The following is a 25,317-nucleotide window of genomic DNA, read 5'->3' as shown; positions in this document are numbered from 1 at the left end:
GGTTGCAAGCAAAAAAAGAGCAGTCTCCAGAGGAATTCACTCCTCAGGGACTGCTCTTTAATTCACTTAGCGATTGCGTCCGCCGCCGCCGCGCGGTTTGTTTGAAGAGCTTCCGCCGCGCGTGCTGCTGCGACCACTAGCGGGTGAGCCGCTGCGTCCACCTGCAGGTGAGCTGCTGCGACCGCCAGCAGATGAATTGCCGCGCTGGCCGCCGCGGCTGCCACTTGCTTTGCCGCGTACAGCTCCGCGTTCGTTGCTTGCTTTGGCATCCTTACGCCCTGCTTCCCACGGACTCTCTACCGATGCCGCTGGTTTGCCTGCAACATGCTCAGCGCCGCGCGGGCTTCCAAAGCCTCCGCCACGGCTTGCGCCGCCGCGGGCTGCAGTGGCGCGATTACCTGTCCGTTCGCCGCCGCGAGGAGCACCGCCACGAGGAGCGCCTCCGCGATTGCCTGCGCGTTCGCCGCTACGAGGTGCGCTGCCGCTTTCGAATCGCTCGCCGCGACGAGCTGCCCAGCCGGATGTTTCGCCAGCCGTTTCCACAGCTTCGCCGCGTACTTCTGCCGTTCTTCCCGTACGTTTGCCGGCTGCGGGACGTACGGTCTCGCGCTGGCCTCTGCGTCCGCCTGGCTTAGCGCCCCGATCCTGCTGTCCGGAGCGACCGCCACGGCGACCGCCTTCCGCAGGTTTGCCGCCGCGAGTGGCGCCTCTTCCGCCGTCAGAACCAGCAGGACGGCGGCCCGTCTCAGGACGATCACCCGACTGTGCACGTACAGCTGTTTCTACGCCTTCGCTGTCAATCGCACGGCGAGGAAGCTTAGCGTTAATGCTTTGCTCAATAAGCAGCAAATGGTTCTTGTCATATGGCGTTGCCAGCGTTATCGCAGCGCCTTCATGTCCAGCGCGCCCGGTTCTGCCGATTCGGTGAATATAAAGCTCGCCGTCCTGCGGTACGTCGTAGTTGTACACATGCGTTACGCCTTCAACATCAAGGCCGCGTGCAGCAACGTCAGTCGCAACAAGCACTTGAAGACGCGCATCTCTAAAGCGTTTCATAACCTGCTCGCGCTTCGCTTGCGTCAGATCGCCGTGCAGCTCATCGGATTCAATGCCGATTTCCTGCAGCTCTTTGTTCAGCTTCTTCGCGCGAACCTTCGTCCGGCAAAAAATAACAGCTAGATAAGGCTGATGCTTCTCAAGCAAATGTACAAGCGTTTGCTGCTTGCTGCGATCTGTCGTTTCATAAACGATTTGCGTAATGCTGTCGAGCGTTACGTTCGTGCTGCGAACGCGAATATCGACGGGTGTCTTCATGTAATCCGCTGCCAATTTGCGAATAGCATCAGGCATCGTAGCAGAGAAGAGCATCGTCTGACGAGCCTTCGGCGTTTGCGAGATAATGCTTTCTACATCTGGCAGGAAGCCCATGTGAAGCATTTGATCCGCTTCATCTAGGACTAGCATTTGCAGTTTGCCAAGGCTGACGGTCTCGCGCTTCATATGATCGATAAGACGGCCTGGTGTTGCAACAACGATATGAGGCGAACGCTGCAGCTTGCGGATTTGAGCATCAACATCTTGGCCGCCATAAGCAGCAAGAACGCTAACGCCTACAGCAGGCACAAGCTTTTTAAGCTCGCTCGTTATTTGAATGGCAAGCTCCCTTGTTGGTGTTAGGATGAGTGCCTGCACTTGTTCTTTCTCTATATTAATTCGTTGCAAAATAGGCAAAGCAAACGCGATTGTTTTGCCTGTGCCCGTTTGTGCTTGTGCAATGACATCCTGTCCATTAAGCAGGAGAGGGATTGCTTGCTTTTGAACCGGAGTCGGCTCGGTAATTCCATCTTGGTGAAGCAATTCGCTTAGCTTGGGAATGATACCCAAAGCGTTAAAGGCGTTAGACATTAATACATTTCCTCTTTTCGTAAACATCGTTTGATGTTAAGTATAACAGCTGTCCTTATAATGTGCATCTTTACTTTGCATATGCTATGCTTTAAACCAACATTATAAGCATAGAGGCAGGTTAAATGATGAATGGAACAGTGCGCTCCGCCATAAGATCGGGGCTTGAGGTCGATATTGTATTGAAGCAGGACCAACGGACCGGTAAACTAACACGAGGTGTCGTGAAGGATATTTTAACCAATTCGCCAAAGCACCCGCACGGCATTAAAGTGAGACTGGCCGACGGCCAAGTCGGACGCGTAAAAAATATTATTGCTCAGCCGTAAAGGAGGGGGACTATGGCATTTGGCATCAAGAGACAAGAGATGGAGCAATGGAAGGCGGCAGTAGCGCGCGGAGAGATCGCTTTTCTCACACATTATTGGCTAGATCCGCGGTTTCCAGACATGCGGACAGTGACAAAGGTTGGCTGCGCCGATATGGGGAAGCTGTCTCGCTGGTGTCTCGATCACGGTCTTAATCCCAGGTATATTCATGCGCGTTCGGAGTATCCGCATTTCGATCTGCTTGGACCGAAGCAGCGCGAAATATTAAAGCAGGCGAACCAAATGGAGCAGCTTGAGAGATTTGGCATGCAATGAGGACTGGAAGTACAAATGGCTGCTCATTGAGTGGCTGTTTTTTTTTGCTATGACCACCAAAAATGTTCTCGCACGTGAACTATTCTTCCAGTAAGATAAGAGAATCGAATGGAAATATTTGCATATTTTATGAGATGAGGGAACTTAAATATGAATAATGAAAAAGAGCGGCTGCTGCAGGCCTTTGGCGAATGGATAACTTTTGTAACGGATTTGGCTAAATATGATGAGTGGATTTGGAATCAAAGCGTGGCAGTTTTGAAATGGTCCGTTCGCGAGGTCGTGGCGCATATTTTACGATGGGATGATTATTTCTATGAAGAAGCGATTGCTAAGGCAGCCGAAGGCATGCTGCTTACCGTTAAGCATCTCGATTATGATCAGTTCAACGAAAGCGCGAAAGCATACGGTAAAACGACCTCGATCGCAGAGCTAACAAGTCAAGCGGTGCAGAGCCGTAAGCGAATTATAGATACGATAGCTAAGCTGACAGATGAGCAATATGATGCCTCATATATAGATGCGGACGGGCATCCTTTCCAGATGCCGCAGTATATGAACGATTTTATTTGGCATGACCAGCATCATATTCAGCCAATTAAAAGGCTGCTGCATTTTCGTATCGAGGAAATGAGCTTGAACGGGTGGCCTGCCTTGCAAACGGTCGTTTATGACGGATGGCTGCAGCGGTTTGCGGAAGGCTATACGAAGCGTTCAAATTCCATTAATCCGATCTACAGCCATACGTTGGAGCTGGATGCCAAAATACGCGCCTGCGAGAAACGATATGAGAAAGAGGGCATTCGTACAACATTCAAAATTACACCCTTCAGCCAGCCAGCCTCACTGGACGATGAACTAGCTGCACGAGGCTACGAGCTTATCGATCAAACGGTTGTTAAGACGGTCCACTTATCCGAGGTGCTGTCTCCCTCTCATGCAGATGTCTGGCTTGAAGACAAACCGACAGAGGCATGGCTGGATGCGATAACCGTGTTTAGCGGACTAACGGACAAGCAAAGGGCTATTACTCGAAAAATGGTTGAGCAACCGCCGCTCGAGCAATGCTTTGCTATTTTGCATCATAACGGAATTCCTGTCGCTTGCGGGTTTGCTGTCATCGAAGACGGCTTTGTTGGACTTTATGATATTGTCACAGACCCAGGCAACCGGAGCAGAGGGTATGGCGAGCAGCTTATTTTGCATTTGCTGCAATGGGGAAGAGGACGGGGAGCGAAGGAAGGTTATTTGCTCGTAGTAAAAAATAATGCGCCAGCCAATCGGCTTTACGATAAAATCGGTTTTGTGCCGCAGTATGAATATTGGTATCGTGTTCAGAAACAAATGTAATATGAAATGGATAAATATAAACGCAACCCTCATAGTTCCCAATAATAGGAATATTCCTCAATAACTCAGCGAGGCTGCCGTGTAGCACGGCAGCCTCGTTCTCATGATTATTTTAAAATTGATTTCCCTCCTTTTTTATAAAAAATTCAATAAGAATAATAAGAAAATCAAAAAGGAATACTAAGGATTACTTAAATAATAATAAAAAGAGGGAGTAGATAACTTTGATAAAATTCATATTGAAATGGTTGGTTAATGGTGCTGTCGTTATTTCGCTGCTTGTATACTACACCGAAGTGTCTTTTATGAGTGCCGCTTTGACTGCAACGGGACTTACGGTTATTGCTTATTTGGTCGGCGATCAAATCATACTTCGCAGAATAAACAACACTGTCGCAACGATTGCCGACTTTATGTTGGCTGCGATTTATCTTGGTACCTTGGCTTATTATCTTGATTGGCAATTAAGTATGGGGGAAACATTGTTTATCGCGTTTATGATTGGGGTTGCCGAATGGGTATTACATCGTTATTTATTTAATGAGGAATTTAGAATCGCATAGTCAAAAGTAAAGATGGAGGTGGAATATGAGTCATCTGTCTGAGATTATCGAAAACCATAACAATATAGATCAATTAATAGCGATTATAAAACATTACGGGATCAGCGCTGAATATATATCGAATGCTCTAATCCAACAGTTTGAGGAAGAATCTAACCAAAATGAAAATGAAACGGATGATAGCGAAGATGAGTATTCAAAAGAGCTAATCGATGATTTAAAGCAGTTTTGTGCCAGATTTTAAAACTGTAGCATCGATGGTTCAAGGCGGGCCGGATTCCTGGAACGTTCGGGATCGGCATATAGTAGATATATGGAAAACCTACCATAAACCTTTATTCCGCTTGTGTTCCCAAATAATGATTTCAGAACAAAGCCGGCAGAAAAGCCGGTTTTTTAGTTTCAAATTAAATGAATTTTATTAAAAAAAACTTCCCGTCTTGAGAAAGAACATTGCAAACGAAGTTCATTAGCGGGAGCCTGTTTTTTTCGAGAATAGGATTGCACCATGAAGAATTGGATAAAATGACGGAATAGGAGATTGAATAATTATTACAGGGGGTCCTTTATGGCTGCTAATAACATTAATCAAATCACTATGTACACGAGTCGCAACCTCTGGTCGGGTTTTTTATTCGGTTTAGGTTTAGTCGCCTTCACAGACGAAACCTTTTTTCATCAAATTCTGCATTGGCATCACTTTTATGATAAATTAACCACCGATATTGGGTTAATTTCAGACGGTTTCTTTCATGCCTTTAGTTGGATAGCAACAATTGGAGGATTGTTTATGTTTGCGGATCTTCATCGACGAAACGCATTGTTGATGAAGAGATGGTGGGGGGGCGTATTGTTAGGCGGTGGATTATTCCAGATATACGACGGTACCATCCAACATAAACTGATGCGGTTACACCAAATCCGATATGTAGACAATGTTATCATTTACGATTGGTTATGGAATATTCTTGCTATTATTATGATAATTTCCGGCTTGGTGTTTATTATTCTTTCTTCTAAGGAGCTTAAGGAAGATGGAAGAAATGCTTTCAATGAACCATCATGAGCATGGCAACAGAGTTCTTTTTGTACTAATTTCAGCGCTGCCGTTTGCAATAATCATAATTATTTATATAGTTTTGGCGATCGTATCCCAAAAATACTATAAACCGTTCTCGTTATACCGTTATTTCTATTGGATTTTCGGCGTACTTAGTGCAGCAGTATCAGTGGTTGGACCTTTAGCAAGTCGCGCTCACACTGATTTCTCGGCACATATGACTGTTCACCTCCTGCTTGGGATGCTTGCTCCACTCCTTTTAGCACTGGGTGCACCAATGACCCTCCTATTGAGATCGCTCAGTTTGAAACAAGCACGTGGACTTTCACTCATTCTGAGAAGTGCTCCTTTTCGGTTGCTAAACGATCCGATTGTAACATCTATACTCAATATTGGAGGACTGTGGTTACTCTACACAACAGACTTATACAACTTGATGCAACAAAGCTTAATGCTGCATATTTTGGTGCATATGCATTTATTCTTCGCGGGATATCTTTTCACATCATCAATCATATACATAGACCCTGCACCTCATCGAAAAAGTTTTTTTTATCGGACGCTTTTATTGCTTCTTGCCTTTTCTGGTCACGGAATATTGTCTAAGTACATTTATTCAAATCACCTTTCTGGCATACCTGCAGCCCAAGCAGAATTAGGAAGTATGATCATGTACTATGGAGGCGACATTGTTGATATTTTTCTTATCTCTATACTCTTCTTACAATGGTTCAATGCGACCCGACCTCAATTAGCGCTGAATCCTCATGTAAAATAAAGCAGTAAAGTATGAATACTTTACCTTGAAAATTTTAATTGAAAGACTAAAAAGGTACAGTCTCCTCCTATTTTGAGGTACTGTACCTTTTTTTCAAAATTGTGATTTTAATGGTTTAGGTATTCATAATACCAAAAACTCAACGCGTCTTATTAAATTTATCTTTGAAAAGTTGGTCATAAATTAAAACAAGACAGTACGGAATGACATAGGATACGAATGTCCAAAAGATATTCCAACCGTTCTCATAGGCAACTTTGTTAAATACAAAAAGTATGGCTTCCAACACGGTTAAAAAAACGGATGTAATGATAAGAATCAGAAATTTATTAATTTTGTATCTCTTAATTATATACACCATGTAACAAGCGGTTATCGGATAAAGTCCAATGCTGGAAGGTAATGCAGCAACTTCTTCAAGTACAAAAGGAGCGACTTTCCACCATTTAAAATGGTAGCCGATATCATTAACAGCAAAAGAAATAAGACCCGAAAAAGGAGCAATTCTAAGTAACATATTAAAGTCATGCTTTATTAGATATAAGCCAAGTATCCATGGGATTATAAAAAAAATGATGACATTAAAAAGCATATGTTTTACCTCCTGCATAGTATGATCATCCACATCAAATTAGCCTTATTACGATTAGATTCTTTAATTTATATAGTTTTTTTTCATATTCTATTCAGTTGAGGAATAAGATGGTACGAGCATTCAATGTGATTATAGAAAAAGGAGTGTTCAAGATTGGGTGTATTGCTTGGTTATATCTTTTTAGGACTATCCTTATCTGCACCAATAGGACCTATTAATGCTGCTCAATTGGATGCGGGCATTAAAAAAGGCTTTTGGCATGCATGGTTGGTCGGACTAGGAGCGATGGTAGCCGATATCCTATATATGCTGATGGTCTATTTTGGAATCGTCCATTTCATTAATATTCCTTTTATGCAAACGTTTCTCTGGCTGTTTGGCAGCTTTGTGCTAATCTATACCGGAGTTGAAAGCTTGATGGGTATTGGACAAGCTATAGGATCTAGAAAAATCAGCGCGGGCAGCCGATTTAAATCGTTTCTTTCTGGTTTTTTAATGTCATTGTCCAATCCTTTGTCTATCTTGTTCTGGCTTGGAATTTATGGTTCTGTGCTTGCAGAAACGGCGGCAAAATATGATGCCAAACAATTGATTTTATATAGCTTTGCCATTCTTTTCGGTGTTTTTATTTGGGATGTAACAATGGCTGGAGCAGCAAGTACTGCCCGTAAATGGTTAACGGAACGTATTCTGAAAGGTATCGCTATATTATCGGGTTTATCGCTGATTGGATTTGGGCTTTATTTTGGCTATAAAGCCATAGATGTTCTATTTTTTAAATAAAGACTCCTCAGAAAGTGGTACGGCTTTCTTCCATTTTTTCCTCATTAGCCAAGTTACGATTGAAATTATAATTAGAAACCCCATACTTACCATGAAACCAGGCCTGCTAGTATGATGAAATAACGAACCGATTACTGCCATACTTAGAATGAACATTCCAAGGATTCGTTTCGTTTTCCCCCATGTAGTGAGCTTTAATATGCTGCCTGAGGATAAGAGAATGAAAATCCAATTGTAAAGAAGCATTAAGCCAGCAGCTGTCGTGAAATACTCGTAAATCTCTCCAGGCAGCATCATTGCGCAAATGATTGACACAAGAAGTCCAGTTGTCGTCAATCCAATAGCGAGAAGCGGACGGTCCTTTGCTTTTTTGGCAAAGAGCGAAGGGGCGTCATTATCTTCCGCTAAAGTAACGAGCATACTCGTAACAGCAAAAAGTGATGCGACCATCGTAGAAAAACCGGCAATGATCAAAATCCCGATAAATAGATGTGGTACGAAAGGCAGCTCATATTGATTGAGTGCGAGTAAAAAAGGACTTTTCTTAGTGTTTAGTTCTTTCCAGGAAATTAGGGTAATCGTGAGAATTAGGGACGCCACATAAATGATTGCCAGTAAACCAAGCATAACTTTTCCTGCTTTTGGCGCATCCTTGGGTTCTCGCAGTCGCATAGCCATAATACCCATAATCTCTATTCCGCCAAAAGCATAAAAGGCAAAAAGTAAGGAAGACCATAAGCCCATGATGCCTTTTTCGAAAAAACTTTCGAACGGAAATGCAGGACTAGATTTGCCTTTTCCCAGCAAGCCGAATAGAGCCAGTATGGCGATCACAATAAACATTACAATCGCAGATACTTTAATAATAGCAAATATATTTTCCATTCGTTCAAACCCTTTTGTTCCGGCGAATATGATGGATAATCCCAGAACTGCAAATATGGAAGCCAAAATCCAAATTGGAATGTTTGGGAACCAAAAACGAGAAAATAAGGATAAAGCGGTTAATTGACTGCCCATTATTAATAATTCAGAGGACCAATACACCCACCCGCTGCTAAAACCGGCCCATCGGCCATAGGCTTGTTTGGCATATGAGCGAAAGGAGCCCTTTATTGGATGTTCAGCTGTCATTTGCGCAAGCACATCAAAGACGAGATATGTGCCTATTGCAGCAGTAAGAAATGAAATTAATACAGCAGGACCACCTATTTTAATAGCTAATCCCGACCCGAGAAAATAACCTGTACCAATCGTACAAGCTACACCAAGCAAAGATAATTGCCACCATTGAAGTTTGTCATTGTTAGCATTAGACGATTTATTATTATTTTTTTTCATGTAGTTAGTCTCTCCATGTTAAAAAACTTCGTATTTTATATATATTTTTATTTTCGTTGATTCGGTTTCTCACAAAAAAATAGTATGCTCTTAACTTAAAAAAATATTCAATAAGTCTAAAACTGGAGGGAAACATTTCCCTCCAGCAGTTCGTCCTTAAGCTCGTTAGAAGAGTGATATGATGAATTCCAACCAAATGGATAAAGCGGAATAAGATGCAACAATTATTTGGAAATACTCGTATAAGAGGATGCGTGAGCCATGCATGTTCGGATAGTGAGGAAATCTGCTCCGAGTCACTCCGATTATAGGAAGGTGTTGATTGACCATGACGAGTATGAACTGGAGAAAATGGCTGATAGTTCTTACAGGTCTTATATCTATAGCATTGGGCATTCTTTATGTTGCCGAAACAGGATCTAGCAACGGTTTTACAGGGTTGGAGTCCAGGACCGTACAAAATACCGTGCAATATTGGAGCAAAATCTCAATCGGCCTTGGATTTGTTTTGCTTACGATACTGCTGCTTAGACAGAAGATGAACCCTCAAGCAAACGACGGATTACTTATTATCTATTGTCTTTGCTTTTTTTAATTCAGCTTCCACCGTTTGCATTGTGGCTGCTCGCCAGTTTATTTGGAACAGGGGCTTCGATCGGCTGGATTGCGGTACATATCGCGCTGCTCCTTCTTCTGGTCAGAATCTTTACATTAGGCCGCCGGAGCGGCACTTCTCACATATAGTACGGGCGCTCCTCTCTTGACACCGTACCGCGCGATCTTTATAATCGAAACTAACCATTTTATGCATATGGAGCGTTGAAGAGGAACAGTAATTTCGTAAGCAAGGCCTAGAGAGCCGGTGTTTTTAGGGTGCAAGCCGGACCTGCTGCGAAATGAAGCTCGCCTTGGAGCTGTGCGAATAAAGAGGTCGGTGCGAGGCATCGATTGCGAAAAAAGCACCGTCTGGCCTGCGTTAAAGGCGACAAGTGAGCGATAGGCAAAGCATGCCTGCCGCTAACTAGGGTGGTACCACGGGAGAACAACCTCTCGTCCCTAGCGTTAATCGCTAGGGGCGGGAGGTTTTATGTTTTTTTGAACATGCATACGTACAGCACATATTTTTTAGGGGGATATCTCAAATGAGTCAAGAACAGCAATTTCACGGCTACAATCCGCTTGTTGTCGAGCCGAAGTGGCAGCAATACTGGGATAAAAACAAAACATTTCAAACGACAGAAGACGCGGACAAACCGAAGTTTTACGCACTCGATATGTTTCCGTATCCATCTGGGGCGGGTTTGCACGTAGGTCATCCTGAGGGCTATACCGCTACGGACATCGTATCCCGTTACAAAAGAATGAAGGGCTACAACGTGCTTCATCCGATGGGCTGGGATGCGTTTGGCTTGCCAGCGGAGCAGCATGCGCTTGATACAGGCCAGCATCCACGCGATATTACGTTTAAAAATATCGATAATTTCCGCCGTCAAATTAAATCGCTTGGCTTCTCATACGACTGGGACCGCGAGATCAGCACGACTGATCCCGAATATTACAAATGGACGCAATGGATTTTTATCCAATTGTATAATAGAGGACTTGCATACGTTGCCGAGGTTTCGGTTAACTGGTGCGAGGCGCTTGGAACTGTTCTTGCTAATGAAGAAGTAATCAATGGCCTTAGCGAGCGGGGCAGCCACCCGGTTGTGCGTAAGCCGATGCGCCAATGGATTTTGAAAATCACCGAATATGCAGATCGTTTGCTGGATGATCTGGAAGAGCTCGACTGGTCGGAGAGCATTAAGGATATGCAGCGCAACTGGATTGGTAAGTCGAAAGGCGCTGAGGTTACTTTCGAGATTGACGGACATGATTCGGCATTGGTCGTATTTACGACTCGCCCGGATACATTGTTTGGCGCGACTTATTGCGTCTTGGCGCCAGAGCATGAGCTTGTTGCGCAAATCGTAACCTCAGAGCAAAAAGCGGCTGTAGAAGCTTACCAAGAAGCTGCAGCGCGCAAGAGTGACCTAGAGCGTACCGATTTGGCAAAAGATAAATCAGGCGTATTTACAGGCGCTTATGCGATCAATCCTGTGAATGGCGTAAAAACGGCAATTTGGATAGCGGATTACGTGCTTGCCGGCTATGGTACAGGCGCTATTATGGCCGTACCAGGTCACGATGCTCGTGACTGGGAGTTCGCGAAGCAATTCGACCTTCCGATCGTTGAGGTTGTTGAGGGCGGAGATATTACGAAGGAAGCTTTTGCAGGCGATGGACCGCATGTGAACTCCGACTTCTTAAACGGCTTGACTAACGTGGACGCTATTGCAAAAATGATCGAGCATTTGGATGCTGCAGGCAAAGGTAAGGGCAAAATAACTTACCGTTTGCGCGATTGGCTGTTCAGCCGCCAGCGTTATTGGGGCGAACCGATTCCAATTATTCATCTGGAGGACGGCACGATGAAAACCGTGCCTGAGGACCAACTGCCGCTCTTGCTGCCTGATGTTGATGCGATAACGCCTTCAGGCACTGGCGAGTCTCCGCTTGCAAGCGTTACGGAATGGGTCAATACAATTGACCCTGAGACGGGTATGAAAGCACGCCGCGAGACGAATACGATGCCGCAATGGGCCGGAAGCTGCTGGTACTACCTGCGTTTCATCGATCCGAAAAACGACAAGCAGCTGTGTTCGCCAGAGAAGCAAAAGGAATGGCTGCCGGTTGACCTTTATATCGGTGGTGCTGAGCATGCGGTGCTTCATTTGCTTTACGCACGTTTCTGGCATAAGGTGCTTTATGATATCGGCGTAGTTGATACGAAGGAGCCGTTCCACAAGCTCGTAAACCAAGGGATGATTCTTGGCAATAACAACGAGAAAATGTCCAAATCACGCGGCAACGTCATTAACCCTGATGATATCGTCAATGAGTTTGGTGCTGACACGCTCCGTATGTATGAAATGTTCATGGGGCCGCTTGAAGCGACTAAGCCTTGGAACACAAACGGCGTCGAAGGCACGTACCGTTTCCTTAGCCGTGTATGGCGTTTGTTCGTAAACGAGGATGGCAGCCTAAACGCTAAAATCGGAGATGGCGATACAAGCGATGCTTTCAAGCGCACTTGGCATCGTTCCATTAAGAAAATGACAGAGGATTATGAAGCGCTTCGCTTCAACACGGTCATTAGCCAACTGATGATTTTCGTTAACGAAGCATACAAAACGGAAGTGCTGCCGCTTGCGGCTATGGAGCAATTCGTGCAATTGATTTCGCCAATTGCTCCGCATATCGCAGAAGAGCTATGGGAGAAGCTTGGTCGCAAGGATTCACTGACTTACGCTTCATTCCCGACGTTTGAAGAAGCATGGACAGTGGATCAAGAGGTTGAAATTGTTGTCCAAGTTAACGGCAAAATCGTCGACCGCGTATCCATTGCAGCAGATATGGACGTTGCAGAAATGGAAAGCTTGGCGAAGGAGCTGGAAAAAGTTCAAGAGCTGATTGCCGGCAAAACGATTCGCAAAGTCATTGCGGTAAAAGGCAAGCTTGTCAACATCGTCGCTAATTAATCAATGAGTGCAAATAAAAGAGGTGAACGGGCATTAGCTGAAGAACAGCTATTGACCGTTCACCTTTTCGCCTATGAAGGCAGTTGAAACCTTGATTACATCTTCATCGAACTTGTCATGCGTCGTACGGATAAGCTGATTGAAGACGCCGTCCGTCTCGCGGCGCAGCAGATGCAATGCTTTTGCAGTAATGCCACCAGGCACAGCCACCCTTTCCTGAACATCTGCTGGCGTTAGCCCGCCCTCGGTTAGCAGAAGACCTGTGCCAAGCAGCATGGCGCTGGCTACTCGAAGAGCTTCTTCGCGGCCGATACCCGTTTCCTGAACGGCTGCATCGACAAATTGCTCGAGCAGGAAGGAGATGAAGGCAGGTCCGCAGCTTGATAGATCCGATACGATGCGCGTATAGCCCTCATCTATTCGAAGCGGCTCGCTTATGTTGGACAACAAATTCTCAAGCCGCGCTTTGTCTTCCTCATCAACCGACTGGCCGTAAATGCAAAGCGATGCTCCGCTCCACACATAATTCGTGATGCTCGGAATCATCTTTGCGATCTTGCAATCGAGCTCACCCTCCAGATGGGAGATAAGAACAGGACTTGTGATGGAAACAACCATTTGGCCTGGTCTAATGACGGGCTTCAAATCATCGACGACCTTTTTGAATTCTAACGGCTTGACGCATAAAAAAACGATATCGCAGCCGCTGGCTGCTCCCGCATTCGTGTATTCGGCTCTCATGCCGGAATAACGGTCGGCCAAGGCTTGCGCTTTTGTAAAGGTGCGGTTGCTGACAGCAATTTGTGCTGGCGCTAACGCGCCTGATGCAATAAATGCTTCAATGAGCAGACTTCCCATCGTGCCAGTCCCGATAAATCCGACATTCATACTGAACCCTCCTATAGGTTTGGCGCGCGCATAACCGGAATCAGATCGTTCTAAAGGCATGCGCGAGCAAATCCCGAGTCAAAATTTCTCTATTTGTTTCGTTTGCTCTCTTACCTTATTCCTTAGTACTTGTTTTATATGTCACTATATGCCAAACATTATGTTGTTTGCAGAAAGGTCGGACTGAAATGAAGCCTTCTTCGATTGAAATGTCGAATAAACAGCTAATATTTGCCGCAGCGCTTATTATAGTGGCTGTTATTCTTTTAGCCTCAGCACTGATGGAACCAAAACAGGACGTCCCCGGGGAATGGGTGCCATTGAACGCTAAAGTAGAAACAGCGATTGCTTCGTTTGATCAGACTAATGAAAAGGAAGATTTACAGGAGTCTGCTGAGGAGAAAGCAGCAGAAATAACAGATGAGAAAATAAATGGAGATAAAGAAGAAAATAAAAAAGAAAATAAAAAAGAAAATACTGATGAAAATCCAGAATCGCAAAAAGTGCAGATGGGTTTAGAAGAAGCGGGTGAGGAGAGCAAGCTTGATATTAATCGTGCTACAGCCGAAGAGCTTGATGCATTAAAAGGAATTGGCCCTGCGAAGGCAAAGGCGATTGTTCAGGATAGAGAGCAAAATGGAAAATTCATCTCGGTCGATGATTTGCTCCGAGTCAAAGGAATCGGACAGAAATTGCTTCTAGGCATTGAAGAGAGCATTGTAGCTCGTCCATAATTGTGAGAGAATGGAAGAAGCGGACTGTTATTTATTTCCGCTTCCATAATAGCTTCAGCTATTATTATTTCATTTTAAGAAGGAGTCGAGGAAATGTCAGAACAACGCAAGCTTTCTCTTGATACGCTATCCGTCCACGGAGGCCAACAAATCGATCCAACTACGTTGTCGCGCGCAGTACCTATTTACCAGACGACATCTTACGGATTTAAAGATACGGATCATGCAGCAAATTTATTTTCATTGCAAGAATTCGGGAACATTTATTCCAGAATTATGAACCCGACATCGGACGTTTTTGAGAAACGCGTAGCTGAGCTGGAAGGCGCTCCGGCAGCCTTGGCGGTTGCTTCTGGCCAATCGGCAATTACATATGCGATACTCAACATAGCGGGTGCTGGCGATGAAATCGTTTCTGCAACAAGCCTTTATGGCGGAACGTTCAATTTATTTTCCATCACTTTAGCAAAGCTTGGCATTACGGTAAGATTTGTAGATCCATCGGACCCGGAAAATTTCCGCGGTGCCATTAATGAGCGTACAAAAGCGGTTTACGCTGAAACGATCGGAAATCCGAAGGGCGATGTCATTCATTTGGAGGCTGTTGCTGCAATCGCGCATGAGAACGGCATTCCTTTTATCGTGGACAATACGTTCCCAAGCCCGTATCTATGCAGACCGATTGAGCATGGAGCCGACATCGTTGTCCATTCAGCCACAAAGTTTATTGGCGGTCACGGTACGTCGATTGGCGGTATTATTGTGGACGGAGGCAAGTTCGATTGGAAGGCGAGCGGCAAATTCCCAGGCTTGACTGAACCAGACCCAAGCTACAACGGCGTTGTGTATACGGATGCGGTTGGTCCAGTCGCTTATATCATTAAAGCACGTGTACAATTGCTGCGTGATATGGGAGCCGCGATTTCACCGTTCAACTCCTTCCTGCTGCTGCAAGGTCTCGAGACGCTTCATCTTCGGATGGATCGCCACAGCTCGAACGCGCAAAAGGTTGCGGAGTTTTTGGAAGGGCATGAAGCGGTTGAGTGGGTTAATTACCCAGGCCTTCCGAGCCATCCGACCTACGAGCTGGCGCAAAAGTATTTGCCTAAGGGCAAAGGCGCGATTTTGACATTCGGCATTAAAGGCGGCGTTGAAGCGGGCAAGAAAGTGATTAATTCCGTGGAGCTGTTCTCGCATCTGGCGAATGTCGGCGATTCGAAGTCGCTTATTATTCATCCTGCAAGCACAACCCATCTGCAGCTGTCTGCAGAGCAGCAAACAAATGCAGGCGTATCGCCAGGCATGATTCGACTTTCGATCGGTACAGAAGGCATTGAAGATATTTTGGCTGATCTGGAGCAAGCGATTACGGCCAGCCAACAGATTTAATTCATATACTGAATAGCAGCTAGAACATCAGATGCAGCATGAGAGGGGAATTTGGATTCATGAACACCCAAACGCAGGATGCCGTCCGGAAGGATTGGGACACCTACTTTATGGATATCGCTTATATGGTTTCGACGCGCTCGCGTTGTCCGCGCAGACATGTCGGTGCCGTTCTTGTGCAAGGGAAAAAATTGCTCGGTACAGCGTATAACGGAGCGCCGATGGGCGTGCAGGACTGTCTCGAGGCAGGCTGCATGATATCGGAGGAAGTTGAGATGAAGCAAATCGACGGCAAGGAGCAGCTGATCAAGAAGCAGCGCTGCATTCGAACGATCCATGCGGAGCAAAATTTGCTGCTGTTTACGGATCGCGCTGATCGGGAAGGCTCAACGATATACGTCACTGACCAGCCTTGCTGGACGTGCGCCAATATGGTTGCCAATAGCGGTGTCATTGAAATCGTCTATCATCGAAGTTATCCGAAGGATAGCGATAAGGTGAGCAATCTAATGAAACAGAAGGGCATCAAATTCCGCTGTTTGGACCATTTTGAACCACCTGCCCAGGCGCATATGAATGTAACTTCATAGTATGGAATAATTAAAAATAGTGAGTAGGGGAGGAACCTCTGATTGCATCTAAGGATGCGTCAGAGGTTCTTTTTTTTGTATTGGCGAGCAAATTGTTGAGAGGAGAGAGGAGAATGAGTCGGCGGCCTTTGATTTGGTTTGCGATTTGCTGGGTTTTTGGGAGCGCTGCGGCTGCGGGTCTGAGCAGCTTCGGCGCTTTGCTTGCGGCGGGCGCTGCCGTGCTGCTGGCGCTGGCCGCAGTGCTGTGCAGGCAGGCGTCGTGGCAGCTCGCGGCAGCCTGCATTGTGGCAGTGGGCCTTGCCGCAGGGGAGCGGATGTGGGCGGATGCCCGCAACGCCAACGAGCTGCCGGCCCTGCTCGCCGCCGCAGAGGCGGATGGCCCGCGAGCTGCGTATGCGGCGGAAGCGGTCGGCACGATTGTGTCGGCGGTCGAGGTCGACGGCGACCGGGCGATGCTTCGCGTGGAGGCGCATAGCGTCCACGTGCAGGGGGAGGAGGCCGCGCGGATCGTGCACGAGCGGCTGCTTGTGCATGTGCGGCTGGAAGCGCAGCCGCAGCAATTGATCGCCGCGGCGTGGCAGCGCGGTGACAAAGTGCGCCTCGCCGGCGAGCTGACGCGGCCGGTTGGCGCATCCAATAGCGGCGGATTCGATTACCGCCGCTACCTCAGCAGCCAGAGAATCCACTGGCTGCTTAAGGTGCAGGGCACAGGCGCCGTAGAAGCGGCGCCTGGCCCCCAGTGGACCGCGGCCGCTTTGCTCGGCCGCATAGACACCGCGCGCGCATGGCTTGGCGCGCGAATGGACGTGCTGTACCCGTCCGCGCAGTCCGGGTACATGAAAGGTCTCGTCCTCGGAATCCGCGAGGACCTCGACCCCGAGCAGTTCCAGCAGTTTTCGCGGCTTGGCCTTACGCATATACTTGCAATTTCGGGCCTTCACGTCGCGGTTTTTATTTACGCGCTCGGCGGCTTGCTTCGGGCGGCACGGATAAGCCGCGAGAGAATGCTGCTCATTCTCATGCTTTCCGTTCCCCTGTATGTGCTGCTTGCAGGCGCTTCCCCTTCCGTCATTAGAGCCGGTCTTATGTCGGTCTTGGCATTGCTTGCTGCGCGCATCGGAAAGCTGAAGGACGGCCTGCATCTGCTCGCTGCCGCCGCAGTGCTTATGCTTGTGTTCGATCCATTTTTACTCGAAAATGTAAGCTTTCAACTATCGTTTATTGTGACGATCGGCTTGATCGTTGGCGTAAAGCCGATACGTCATGCAATGCCGCAATGGCAAAGGGGCAAGTCGCTGCTGGATTTGGCTGCTGTTACTCTCGTTGCCCAGCTCGTTTCCTTTCCGCTCACGATCTATTATTTCAATCAATTTCACGCTTTATCAATGATAGCTAATTTTGTGCTCGTTCCGTTTATAAGCTTTATTGTTATGCCGCTTGGAGCTGCCGCGCTCTTGTTAGGGATTCCTTGGGAGGCAGGAGGCAAACTGCTCGCCTATGCCTCGCAATATGCGAATGATTGGACGTTTGCGCTTGTCGAGCGGTTATCTGGGGTCGATTCGCTTCGAACGATTTGGGCTACCCCGCCGCTCTGGTGGGTAGCGGCTTGGCTGCTGCTGCTTGGCGCTTTATTTCATGTCGTCAGCGTTTGGACAGGGAGATTGGCTGATTCGCGTGCCGATGCAGCTGCGGCATTTGAGGAAACAGCGCCGATTGGTGGTGTTTCTGCATACAGGACGCCTTCACCTAATAATAGAGGGGTTAAGACAGCATTATTTTCCCTTTTGTTCCTTGCATTTAGTCTGCTCGTCTATGCGTATAAGCCGGATGCATTCAACCATAATGCTTCCGTAAGCTTCATTGATGTCGGACAAGGCGATGCCATACATATCCGAACGGCTAGCGGTAAACAAATTTTGATCGATGGCGGGGGGACGCTATCCTTTCGCAAGGAGGGCGAGGAATGGAGGGAGCGCAGCGACCCATTTGAGATTGGTCAGAAGCTGCTTGTCCCTCTATTAATGAAAAGAGGCGTAAGGGAGATCGATATTCTCGTCATCTCGCATTTGGACAGCGATCATATCCGCGGCTTACAAGCGGTTTTGGACACCATTCCCGTTCGCAGCATATGGTGGAACGGTACCGTTAAGGAAGCGGATGATGCGCAGAAGCTGCTTAGGAAGGCGCTGGCGCTGCAAATACCGATGTATGGCGTGAATGCTGGCTTGGAATATCAGCTCGATCACGAAACTACGATCAACGTTTTGTGGCCGCTGGCGAATACAGATTCTGAAGTTCAACCGCTTGAGGAGCAGAATGAGAGCAGTCTAGTGATGACCGTACGCTTATACCATTCGACCTTCTTATTCTCAGGCGATATAAATTCCGTAACGGAGCGCACAATTATTCGTAATGAACAGAAAAGCATTAATTTGGCTGCCGAGCGGCCCTCAATCTCGATTTTGAAGGCTGCCCATCATGGCAGTCGTTTTTCGACGAGCAAGGAGTGGTTGGATTATTGGAGACCTGAAGGTTCCGTAACATCAGTAGGGGCATTTAATAGCTATGGACATCCGCATCCTGACGTTCTGTCCAGACTTGCAGATGCAGGCACGGCCATTTGGCGGACGGACAAGGATGGCGAGATTCGTTTCACCATAACGGACAAAGGATTGTATATGTACAAAAAGCATTAATTCAACAGAAAAAATCTAGCTGCTTTAATGGATTTTAATTCGTCCGTATTGGTGCTTTTGGAATAGGTTTATAAGAAATAGATCAAAGGTCTTCTGCCTAAACGTGGTATTCGATCAGTTTCTATATACGAGGTACTAGAAATTTGGTATCCTTTGATGTGGAGTTTATTTCGTTTTTATTTCTTCTTAAACGAAGAACATGCTTTTTTTATTCAATAGATGTTTACTAGCAAAACGAATCGTATTCGGTCCCACCAGGGGACAATGGTTTCCAATGGCAATTGTTACTAAAAAAAATATAGTCATTTTTCTGACTAATCTGCAACTTTTACCGCAACCAGTTCGTCAGAATGGTTGCAAGAGAGGGGGATCCTTCGTGGTGGAGCCGGAGCTTATAAGAGCCGCTCAGTCGGGAGATCGCGACGCTTTAATTACTCTATTGCGAGAGATTGAAACGCATGTTTATCGGACAGCCTATTATATATTAAATAACGAACAGGATGCCCTCGATGCAGCGCAGGAAGCGCTCATTCGCATCTACACGAAAATAGGCTCGTACGAGGAAAAAGCGCAGTTTAAAACGTGGATTCAACGTATTGTAACAAACATTTGCATTGACAAGTTTCGGAGAAATAAACCGACCGTCTCAATAGATGAGCATGACATGGTATTCCACGAGAAACAGAATGTGGAGGACGAGGTAATGTCGGCTTATGCTGTTAAAGACATTCAAGCCGCTATCGACAAGCTTCCTGAGCATCATCGTGCGGTTGTCGTCCTTCGGTATTTACAGGATTTCTCTTACAATGAAATTGCAGATTCGCTTGATCTGCCGCTTAACACAGTAAAATCTTATTTGTTCAGAGCTAGGCAACAGCTGCAGTCGTTACTCCATGATTATCAGAAAGGTGGTGTCCGGGGATGAATTGTCAAGAGGTGATGGAATTAATGCAAAGACAGCTAGACGACGATCTCGATGAAAGCGAGAAAGAAGTCTTGATGAGCCATACTAGACAGTGTCCGGACTGTGCAGCTATGTTCGAGCGGTTACAGCTGTTATCCGCCGAGCTTACCAGTTTACCCAAAGTTATACCGAGCTACAGCTTAGTTGATGCCATTATGCCGCAATTGGAGCGTTTTGAGCTCTTTGGACAGTCTGAGCCTAATGCTGAGCCGGCTCCTGCCGTAAAATCAATAGAATCACTGCCTCGCCGTGCGAAGCGCGAACGACGTTGGCCGTCCATTCGCATCATGAGCGGCGTAATCGCAGCGGGAATCGTCGCAGGGCTGTTTCTTGTTACGTATAAGCCTGGATCAGTGCCAGACTTAAGCAGTGCTTCTCAATTAGCTGCTAATGAATCGAGTAACGCTGCGGCCGATATGGCGGGCGAAGCGCCTCAAGAGCTTTCTTTAAAAGCAAAAACCGAAGACAAGGCAGCAGTATCGGATGTAAGCACGGAAGCAATAAAGAAACAGGGTATTCAGGAAGAGGAATCGATCAACCAGTTTCAAAATGAATTAAAAGGGCAACGTTCAACATCAGCTGGAAACTCTGATTCAGATGCAGGCAGTTCCAATGGTGGCAGTTCAGATGGCAGCAGTTCGAATGGCGACAGTTCAGATACAGGCAAAAGTTCTCCTTCTATCGCTGTTGAGCCGGACAATAATACGAACGGCGGTGCTGGAGGCGGCGAATCGAATTCGTCAGAGGGTTCCGACAGCAAACAAGACAAACCAAGCTTCGGCTTCACATCCACAGATTCTGCTGTTATTTCTCCCGATAGCAAATTTAGCGGGGAAATGGCTGACTTTAGCGTCAAATTGATTGACAAGTCAGATCAGTCTCTTCTGTTTGAATCGCCGCGCAAAAACGGCAAGCTGGCGAATTTGAGCTGGTCAGAGGACAGCTCGAAGCTGACCTATGAGGTTCAAGTGGAGAACGGCGCTATCGAGAAGTATGTCATTGACGTGGCTACTCTTACTGAGCAGAAGGCAGCTCATTGATACAAACGATTAGTAAAAACTTTTGTCAGCTGTTTTTTATTTGAATATTTCGCACACATTCATCCGCTAATGCGTATATTATTAGCAACGAGAGTGTCTGCGATGAAGCCATAGCGTCGTATGACCATCCGCAGGGCGGCACCATGGGCCTGCCTGCGAATGTTTATATAGATGTTCGGCAAGGGGATGAAGCCTAGAAACGGCTCATCCCTTTGTTGCCGTTTAAATGAATTTACTGGTGACGAGGTGAAGGTATGGATGCGAAGGAAGCATTAAAGGAAATAAAGGGCGGCCGCTTTCGACCAATCTATGTGCTGTATGGCAAAGATCGTTACCGATTGCAGCAGTTTATAAACATCCTGACAGAAGCGATGTTTACAGCTGAGGAACGCGAGCTCGGCATCGTTAAGTTTGATACGGCTGAAACCTCGATTGATGAAGCTGTTCTTGAAGCAGAGACATCTCCGTTTTTCGTGCAGCGCAAGCTTATTCTGATTAGGGATGCAACTGTGCTTTGTGCTGGAGGCAAGGAAGGGGGCAAGCTTGAGCATCGCCCTGAGAAGCTTATTCAGTACATGGAGTATCCATCAGAGTCGTCGATCATCGTTATTTCCGTAAATGCGGAGAAGCTGGACGAGAGACGAAAGCTCGTTAAGACATTAAAGGAACGCAATTCGCTAGTCCCTTTCCCTGAATTGGATGCCGCACAGCTCAAGCAGTGGATGATCAAGCGTGCAACGGAGCAAAAGCGCACGCTTTCGTCAGATGCCGCAGATTTGCTGCTCTCTCGCGCAGGAGCTAATATGCAGCAGCTGTCGCAAGAGGTGGACAAGCTTTGTTTGCATGCGGGTGCAGGCGGCACCATTGATGTGGAAACAGCATCGCTCCTTACAGCTGCAACTGTCGAGGAGGACGTATTTGCTCTTGTTGACGCAATTGCAGAGCTGCGTATTGATCATGCGATACGATTGTATAGAGAGCTTCTCGTGCGACGAGAAGAGCCAATCAAGATCGCTGCGCTTATCGCAAGACAATTGAGAATTATGCTGCAAATTAAAGAGCTGGAGCAGCATCAATATTCACCGCAGCAAATGGCCGGTCAGTTAGGCTTGCATCCTTATGCCGTTAAGCTTGCAGCGGAGAAGAGCAGGAAGTTTCAAGTGGCAAGGCTTGGCAGGCTGCTTGCCTCGCTCGCAGACCTGGATTATCAAATGAAAACAGGCGCCATTGACAAAACATTAGGCTTAGAGCTGTATTTACTTTCACTCGGCATGGAGAAGGGCGCGTAGCGCTGTCTCCAAAGCCGTTTTTTTTGTTTATAGATACAAAAAAAGCTTCACTGCTCAGAGAGCGGTGGAGCTTTTTTCAATGATAAACGCGCTTCCATCGTCCGAAGGACGAAGTCAGCCGTTTATGCGGGTATCATGCTTAGGCTTGAGCCGAAAGGGCATTAAGTCTTTTAGCAAGACGTGATTTTTTGCGGGAAGCCGCATTTTTATGAATCAGGCCTTTAGTTGCTGCTTTGTCCAATTTTTTCGTTGCAGCGATAAGAGCTGCTTTAGCAGCATCTACATCAGTGCCAGCGATAGCTTGGTCAGCAGATTTAACGGCCGAACGAAGTGCGGATTTTTGGGATGCATTCAAAGCACGACGCTTTTCACTTGTTTTAACGCGTTTAATCGCGGATTTAATATTTGGCATGGAATTCACCTCCTAAACTGTTTACAACGGTTCATATACATAATAAACCTAGACAACACAACTTAAAATATATTATCATGCCGATGCCCAAAAAGCAATAGCAGGAAGAGTCATGTTAAAGCAGCCCTCTTTGTGAGAGAAGAAGTAACGGAGAGTATGAAATAAAACCATCTGCAAACAATAACGTTAGAACATGCGTATGAAGGGAGAATGAGCAGTGGAGAACGAGCTTGATCTGCAGAAATACAATGTTAGAACCGATTTGGCGCTAGAGGCCAAGGAGATGGCAGAGGCGCCAAACGGCGGGCCGATCCCAGGTATTCAATCGGAAACAACAGAGGATGACGGCATTACCATTACACAGCTCCAAGTTCAAAATGAACAGGGCTCTCAGGCGATCGGAAAAATGCAGGGGAATTATGTGACCATCGAGGTGCCAGGACTGCGAAATGGCGATACGGGTCTTCAAGATCGCGTTGCAACACATTTCGCCAAGCACTTTGAAGCATTTCTTGAACGATTGTCCATCAGCAAAACAGCGCGCGTTCTCATTGTCGGTTTGGGCAACTGGAATGTTACGCCGGATGCGCTCGGACCAATCGTCGTAGAGAACGTGATGGTAACGCGCCATTATTTTGAGCTTATGCCTGACCAAGTGGCGCCCGGCTACCGGCCAGTAAGCGCAGTTGCGCCAGGGGTGCTTGGCATTACGGGAATCGAATCCAGCGAAATTGTACACGGCATCGTTGAGAAAACGAAGCCGGATCTTGTCATTGCCATAGATGCGCTTGCCTCGAAAGCGGTAGAGCGGGTCAATACAACGATCCAAATTGCGGATACGGGCATTCATCCGGGCTCTGGCATCGGCAATAAACGCAAAGGGCTGACGCAGGAGATTTTAGGCGTGCCCGTTATTGCGATCGGCGTTCCTACTGTTGTTTACGCCTCAACGATTGTCAATAACACACTTGAAATGATGAGCAGCCACTTTAAGCAGCAAAGCGCCAATTCCGATCAAATTATGGGCCTAGTGAATCAGATGGAGGAAAACGAGCGCTTGCAGCTAGTTAGAGAGGTGCTGAGCCCGCTCGGTCATGATCTATTGGTTACACCTAAGGAAATCGACGAATTTATTGAGGATATTGCAAATATTATTGCCAGCGGACTTAACGCTTCGCTTCACGAGGCCGTTGATTCAAGCAATGTAGCTGCGTACACCCATTAAGCGCAAGCTTTTCATATCTTCACTGCGGAGCTGTCTCTCGAGGTTATCGACCTTGAAGGACAGTTTCTTTTTTTTGCAAGCCGGAAACGCCCCAGTGAAATCTAGTAAGCAAACTCTATTACATAGGAATCTTTCACATTCATGCGGTTCTATGAACTCTATTACTCTCATAGTTTAGTAGTAACAAAAGCCACTGGTGCAAAGAAGCGGGAGGTATCAAAGCCAATGAAACGAAGAATCATGCTGCTGGATATCGGGAAAGAAAGCAGACGGATGAGACAATTGCTAGTAACGGGACGTACGTTCGCGTTGCTCGTTTTTTGCTCCATGCTGTTTTTTGTCATGCTGGGCGTTGCGGGAATGGCGCAAAAGCAAACGACTGCATCGCCGGTTAATTCGATGAAAGGATTCGCTGCTGCTGTATCCAGCGGATTTTTTGGGGATATGCTAGAGATGGAGATGCCTGCGTTTCAAAGCAGCAAAGAAACCGAATCATTTACTACTAAGCAAATAAGCGTGCTTCTAATGCGAGCATTAACGGATATCAATCCGAATGATCCGAAGAGCTTGCTAGCAGGCGAGCTGCCGGGCATGAGCGTGAATGACGCTTTTCTCATACGCAAAGGCATTGGTACTGATACTGAAGTGGGACCGGAGGACAATGCGCCAATTACGTATGATCCGATCGGCGGTCTTCACGAGGGGGACGGAACCGATGTAACGGACGAGACGGTGAACGAACTGGAGCCGCTGCCTACTGATGCAGCCAATCCGGATGAAACAGTCGATAACGGCGTACCGGTGAAACCAACAACAGGCGGTTCTAAGGTAGCCTTTATTTATCACTCCCATAATCGCGAGTCTTGGTACCCTGTGCTGACTGATAAATCAAAGGACCCGAACTCAAGCACAAAAAATATAACGCTAGTTGGCAAACGGCTAGCGCAAAAGCTGGAGGAAAAAGGTGTCGGAGCGCAGCATTCCAATACCGACTATCCGACCGCAATAAAAAATTACAGATGGGAATTATCCTATAAATATTCGATGAAAACGGTGAAGGAAGCTTTAGCAAGCAGCAAGGATTTGAAGTTTTTCTTTGACCTCCACCGCGACTCCCAGAAACGAAAATTTACGACGGTCGATATTAAAGGAAAAAGCTACGCACAGGTTTATTTCATCATTGGCCACAAAAACCCGAATTGGGAGAAAAACGAAGCGTTCGCAACCAAAATCCATGAGGCGCTTGATAAGCAATATCCAGGCATTTCGCGCGGCATTTGGGGCAAGACAGCCGCATCTGGAAATGCGGAGTACAATCAGTCGCTTGCAGCAGACAGTGTGTTGATCGAGGTTGGAGGCGTAGATAATACGCTTGAGGAGTCTTACCGTACAGCGGATGCGCTTGCGGAAGTCATATCGGATCTTTATTGGGCTGACGAGAAAGCATCAACAAGCAAGGGCGATGCGAGCTAGCGGATAATAGTTTGTTA

Annotated in this window: 23 protein-coding genes and 1 other annotated feature; of the genes, 18 read left to right on the top strand and 5 right to left on the bottom strand. The window is 46.7% G+C overall.

Translation table 11 applies throughout. The features are described 5' to 3' along the window. Window positions 1-66 precede the first annotated feature (66 nt). On the bottom strand, window positions 67-1,905 hold the full coding sequence (locus tag AC2TDN_RS04590; RefSeq protein ID WP_484687143.1) for a DEAD/DEAH box helicase: 1,839 nt from the start codon (window positions 1,903-1,905) through the stop codon (window positions 67-69). Window positions 1,906-2,033: 128 nt separating this feature from the next. On the opposite strand from AC2TDN_RS04590, the gene AC2TDN_RS04585 reads away from it, so the two are divergent. The 7 genes from AC2TDN_RS04585 (at window position 2,034) to AC2TDN_RS04555 (ending at window position 6,300) form a co-directional block, all read left to right on the top strand. Beyond that, the gene (locus AC2TDN_RS04585; RefSeq protein ID WP_484687186.1) at window positions 2,034-2,234 is read left to right on the top strand and encodes a YwbE family protein; all 201 of its coding nucleotides are present in this window, start codon (window positions 2,034-2,036) and stop codon (window positions 2,232-2,234) included. Between the two features lie 12 nt (window positions 2,235-2,246). Further along, window positions 2,247-2,549: a hypothetical protein gene (locus AC2TDN_RS04580; protein ID WP_484687142.1), complete on the top strand. Its 303-nt coding sequence runs from the start codon at window positions 2,247-2,249 to the stop codon at window positions 2,547-2,549. Window positions 2,550-2,699: 150 nt separating this feature from the next. Further along, window positions 2,700-3,899: a GNAT family N-acetyltransferase gene (locus AC2TDN_RS04575; RefSeq protein WP_484687141.1), complete on the top strand. Its 1,200-nt coding sequence runs from the start codon at window positions 2,700-2,702 to the stop codon at window positions 3,897-3,899. 224 nt (window positions 3,900-4,123) lie between these two features. Beyond that, window positions 4,124-4,462 carry a DUF2512 family protein gene (locus tag AC2TDN_RS04570; protein WP_482066901.1) on the top strand — a complete coding sequence of 113 codons (339 nt, stop codon included), beginning with the start codon at window positions 4,124-4,126 and terminating at the stop codon, window positions 4,460-4,462. Window positions 4,463-4,487: 25 nt separating this feature from the next. After that, the gene (locus AC2TDN_RS04565; RefSeq protein WP_484687140.1) at window positions 4,488-4,706 is read left to right on the top strand and encodes a hypothetical protein; all 219 of its coding nucleotides are present in this window, start codon (window positions 4,488-4,490) and stop codon (window positions 4,704-4,706) included. A 324-nt stretch (window positions 4,707-5,030) separates the two neighbouring features. Beyond that, window positions 5,031-5,528, top strand: a complete 498-nt coding sequence (locus tag AC2TDN_RS04560; protein ID WP_484687139.1) for a DUF2243 domain-containing protein — start codon at window positions 5,031-5,033, stop codon at window positions 5,526-5,528. Next, the gene (locus AC2TDN_RS04555; protein WP_484687138.1) at window positions 5,497-6,300 is read left to right on the top strand and encodes a cytochrome c oxidase assembly protein; all 804 of its coding nucleotides are present in this window, start codon (window positions 5,497-5,499) and stop codon (window positions 6,298-6,300) included. The genes AC2TDN_RS04560 and AC2TDN_RS04555 overlap by 32 nt, the downstream gene beginning before the upstream one ends. A 139-nt stretch (window positions 6,301-6,439) precedes the next feature. Here AC2TDN_RS04555 and AC2TDN_RS04550 read toward each other — a convergent pair whose 3' ends face one another. Further along, entirely contained in the window at window positions 6,440-6,892 is a 453-nt protein-coding gene (locus AC2TDN_RS04550; protein WP_484687137.1) for a CBO0543 family protein, read from the bottom strand. A 156-nt stretch (window positions 6,893-7,048) separates the two neighbouring features. Here AC2TDN_RS04550 and AC2TDN_RS04545 point away from each other — a divergent pair, with 156 nt between their 5' ends. Next, window positions 7,049-7,678 (top strand): LysE family transporter, encoded by a 630-nt coding sequence (locus AC2TDN_RS04545; RefSeq protein WP_484687136.1) that lies wholly within the window; start codon window positions 7,049-7,051, stop codon window positions 7,676-7,678. On the opposite strand, the gene AC2TDN_RS04540 is transcribed toward AC2TDN_RS04545, so the two are convergent. Continuing rightward, a complete protein-coding gene (locus AC2TDN_RS04540; protein ID WP_484687135.1) occupies window positions 7,664-9,019 on the bottom strand; it encodes an amino acid permease in 1,356 nt (451 codons plus the stop codon). The two genes, AC2TDN_RS04545 and AC2TDN_RS04540, sit on opposite strands and share 15 nt — an antisense overlap. 810 nt (window positions 9,020-9,829) lie before the next feature. Continuing rightward, window positions 9,830-10,080 (top strand) — a binding site (T-box leader). Window positions 10,081-10,161: 81 nt separating this feature from the next. Between AC2TDN_RS04540 and leuS the strand changes: the two genes are divergently transcribed. Then, the gene (leuS, locus tag AC2TDN_RS04535; protein WP_484687134.1) at window positions 10,162-12,600 is read left to right on the top strand and encodes a leucine--tRNA ligase; all 2,439 of its coding nucleotides are present in this window, start codon (window positions 10,162-10,164) and stop codon (window positions 12,598-12,600) included. Window positions 12,601-12,648: 48 nt separating this feature from the next. Here the strand turns inward: leuS and comER are convergent, their stop codons facing one another. Continuing rightward, window positions 12,649-13,488, bottom strand: coding sequence for a late competence protein ComER (gene comER, locus AC2TDN_RS04530; protein WP_482066910.1), 840 nt, complete (start codon window positions 13,486-13,488; stop codon window positions 12,649-12,651). A gap of 188 nt (window positions 13,489-13,676) precedes the next feature. Here comER and AC2TDN_RS04525 point away from each other — a divergent pair, with 188 nt between their 5' ends. The 7 genes from AC2TDN_RS04525 to holA all read left to right on the top strand — a co-directional run bounded on the left by AC2TDN_RS04525 (window position 13,677) and on the right by holA (window position 22,190). Beyond that, a complete protein-coding gene (locus AC2TDN_RS04525) occupies window positions 13,677-14,222 on the top strand; it encodes a ComEA family DNA-binding protein (protein WP_484687133.1) in 546 nt (181 codons plus the stop codon). A gap of 93 nt (window positions 14,223-14,315) precedes the next feature. Next, complete coding sequence (locus AC2TDN_RS04520; RefSeq protein ID WP_482066912.1) at window positions 14,316-15,611, top strand: homocysteine synthase; 1,296 nt, start codon at window positions 14,316-14,318, stop codon at window positions 15,609-15,611. A 59-nt stretch (window positions 15,612-15,670) separates the two neighbouring features. Then, window positions 15,671-16,201 carry a deoxycytidylate deaminase gene (locus tag AC2TDN_RS04515; RefSeq protein ID WP_484687132.1) on the top strand — a complete coding sequence of 177 codons (531 nt, stop codon included), beginning with the start codon at window positions 15,671-15,673 and terminating at the stop codon, window positions 16,199-16,201. Window positions 16,202-16,314: 113 nt separating this feature from the next. After that, a complete protein-coding gene (locus AC2TDN_RS04510; RefSeq protein WP_484687131.1) occupies window positions 16,315-18,897 on the top strand; it encodes a DNA internalization-related competence protein ComEC/Rec2 in 2,583 nt (860 codons plus the stop codon). A gap of 376 nt (window positions 18,898-19,273) precedes the next feature. Further along, window positions 19,274-19,822, top strand: a complete 549-nt coding sequence (locus AC2TDN_RS04505; protein WP_169081998.1) for an RNA polymerase sigma factor — start codon at window positions 19,274-19,276, stop codon at window positions 19,820-19,822. Further along, complete coding sequence (locus tag AC2TDN_RS04500) at window positions 19,819-20,901, top strand: anti-sigma factor (RefSeq protein WP_484687130.1); 1,083 nt, start codon at window positions 19,819-19,821, stop codon at window positions 20,899-20,901. Before AC2TDN_RS04505 ends, AC2TDN_RS04500 begins: the two co-directional genes overlap by 4 nt. A gap of 254 nt (window positions 20,902-21,155) precedes the next feature. After that, window positions 21,156-22,190 (top strand): DNA polymerase III subunit delta, encoded by a 1,035-nt coding sequence (gene holA, locus AC2TDN_RS04495; RefSeq protein WP_484687129.1) that lies wholly within the window; start codon window positions 21,156-21,158, stop codon window positions 22,188-22,190. Between the two features lie 139 nt (window positions 22,191-22,329). Here holA and rpsT read toward each other — a convergent pair whose 3' ends face one another. Next, window positions 22,330-22,602, bottom strand: coding sequence for a 30S ribosomal protein S20 (gene rpsT / locus AC2TDN_RS04490; protein ID WP_053376847.1), 273 nt, complete (start codon window positions 22,600-22,602; stop codon window positions 22,330-22,332). Between the two features lie 217 nt (window positions 22,603-22,819). Between rpsT and gpr the strand changes: the two genes are divergently transcribed. Continuing rightward, on the top strand, window positions 22,820-23,827 hold the full coding sequence (gpr, locus tag AC2TDN_RS04485) for a GPR endopeptidase (protein WP_482066965.1): 1,008 nt from the start codon (window positions 22,820-22,822) through the stop codon (window positions 23,825-23,827). Between the two features lie 225 nt (window positions 23,828-24,052). After that, window positions 24,053-25,300, top strand: a complete 1,248-nt coding sequence (spoIIP, locus tag AC2TDN_RS04480) for a stage II sporulation protein P (protein WP_484687128.1) — start codon at window positions 24,053-24,055, stop codon at window positions 25,298-25,300. Window positions 25,301-25,317: the final 17 nt, after the last annotated feature.

This window comes from Paenibacillus sp. Y660 (assembly GCF_057221575.1).
Note: the sequence above shows the minus strand (reverse complement) of the source record. Positions and strands in the feature narration are given on the sequence as shown.

Excerpts from the sequence above, each read along its gene's own strand:
- spoIIP (WP_484687128.1), top strand. The coding sequence starts at position 24,053 with ATGAAACGAAGAATCATGCTGCTGGATATCGGGAAAGAAAGCAGACGG.
- AC2TDN_RS04520 (WP_482066912.1), top strand. The coding sequence starts at position 14,316 with ATGTCAGAACAACGCAAGCTTTCTCTTGATACGCTATCCGTCCACGGA.
- AC2TDN_RS04515 (WP_484687132.1), top strand. The coding sequence starts at position 15,671 with ATGAACACCCAAACGCAGGATGCCGTCCGGAAGGATTGGGACACCTAC.
- AC2TDN_RS04510 (WP_484687131.1), top strand. The coding sequence starts at position 16,315 with ATGAGTCGGCGGCCTTTGATTTGGTTTGCGATTTGCTGGGTTTTTGGG.
- leuS (WP_484687134.1), top strand. The coding sequence starts at position 10,162 with ATGAGTCAAGAACAGCAATTTCACGGCTACAATCCGCTTGTTGTCGAG.
- AC2TDN_RS04555 (WP_484687138.1), top strand. The coding sequence starts at position 5,497 with ATGGAAGAAATGCTTTCAATGAACCATCATGAGCATGGCAACAGAGTT.
- AC2TDN_RS04560 (WP_484687139.1), top strand. The coding sequence starts at position 5,031 with ATGGCTGCTAATAACATTAATCAAATCACTATGTACACGAGTCGCAAC.
- holA (WP_484687129.1), top strand. The coding sequence starts at position 21,156 with ATGGATGCGAAGGAAGCATTAAAGGAAATAAAGGGCGGCCGCTTTCGA.
- AC2TDN_RS04575 (WP_484687141.1), top strand. The coding sequence starts at position 2,700 with ATGAATAATGAAAAAGAGCGGCTGCTGCAGGCCTTTGGCGAATGGATA.
- AC2TDN_RS04500 (WP_484687130.1), top strand. The coding sequence starts at position 19,819 with ATGAATTGTCAAGAGGTGATGGAATTAATGCAAAGACAGCTAGACGAC.
- rpsT (WP_053376847.1), bottom strand. The coding sequence starts at position 22,602 with ATGCCAAATATTAAATCCGCGATTAAACGCGTTAAAACAAGTGAAAAG.
- AC2TDN_RS04585 (WP_484687186.1), top strand. The coding sequence starts at position 2,034 with ATGAATGGAACAGTGCGCTCCGCCATAAGATCGGGGCTTGAGGTCGAT.
- comER (WP_482066910.1), bottom strand. The coding sequence starts at position 13,488 with ATGAATGTCGGATTTATCGGGACTGGCACGATGGGAAGTCTGCTCATT.
- AC2TDN_RS04525 (WP_484687133.1), top strand. The coding sequence starts at position 13,677 with ATGAAGCCTTCTTCGATTGAAATGTCGAATAAACAGCTAATATTTGCC.
- AC2TDN_RS04590 (WP_484687143.1), bottom strand. The coding sequence starts at position 1,905 with ATGTCTAACGCCTTTAACGCTTTGGGTATCATTCCCAAGCTAAGCGAA.
- AC2TDN_RS04565 (WP_484687140.1), top strand. The coding sequence starts at position 4,488 with ATGAGTCATCTGTCTGAGATTATCGAAAACCATAACAATATAGATCAA.
- AC2TDN_RS04540 (WP_484687135.1), bottom strand. The coding sequence starts at position 9,019 with ATGAAAAAAAATAATAATAAATCGTCTAATGCTAACAATGACAAACTT.
- AC2TDN_RS04550 (WP_484687137.1), bottom strand. The coding sequence starts at position 6,892 with ATGCTTTTTAATGTCATCATTTTTTTTATAATCCCATGGATACTTGGC.
- AC2TDN_RS04580 (WP_484687142.1), top strand. The coding sequence starts at position 2,247 with ATGGCATTTGGCATCAAGAGACAAGAGATGGAGCAATGGAAGGCGGCA.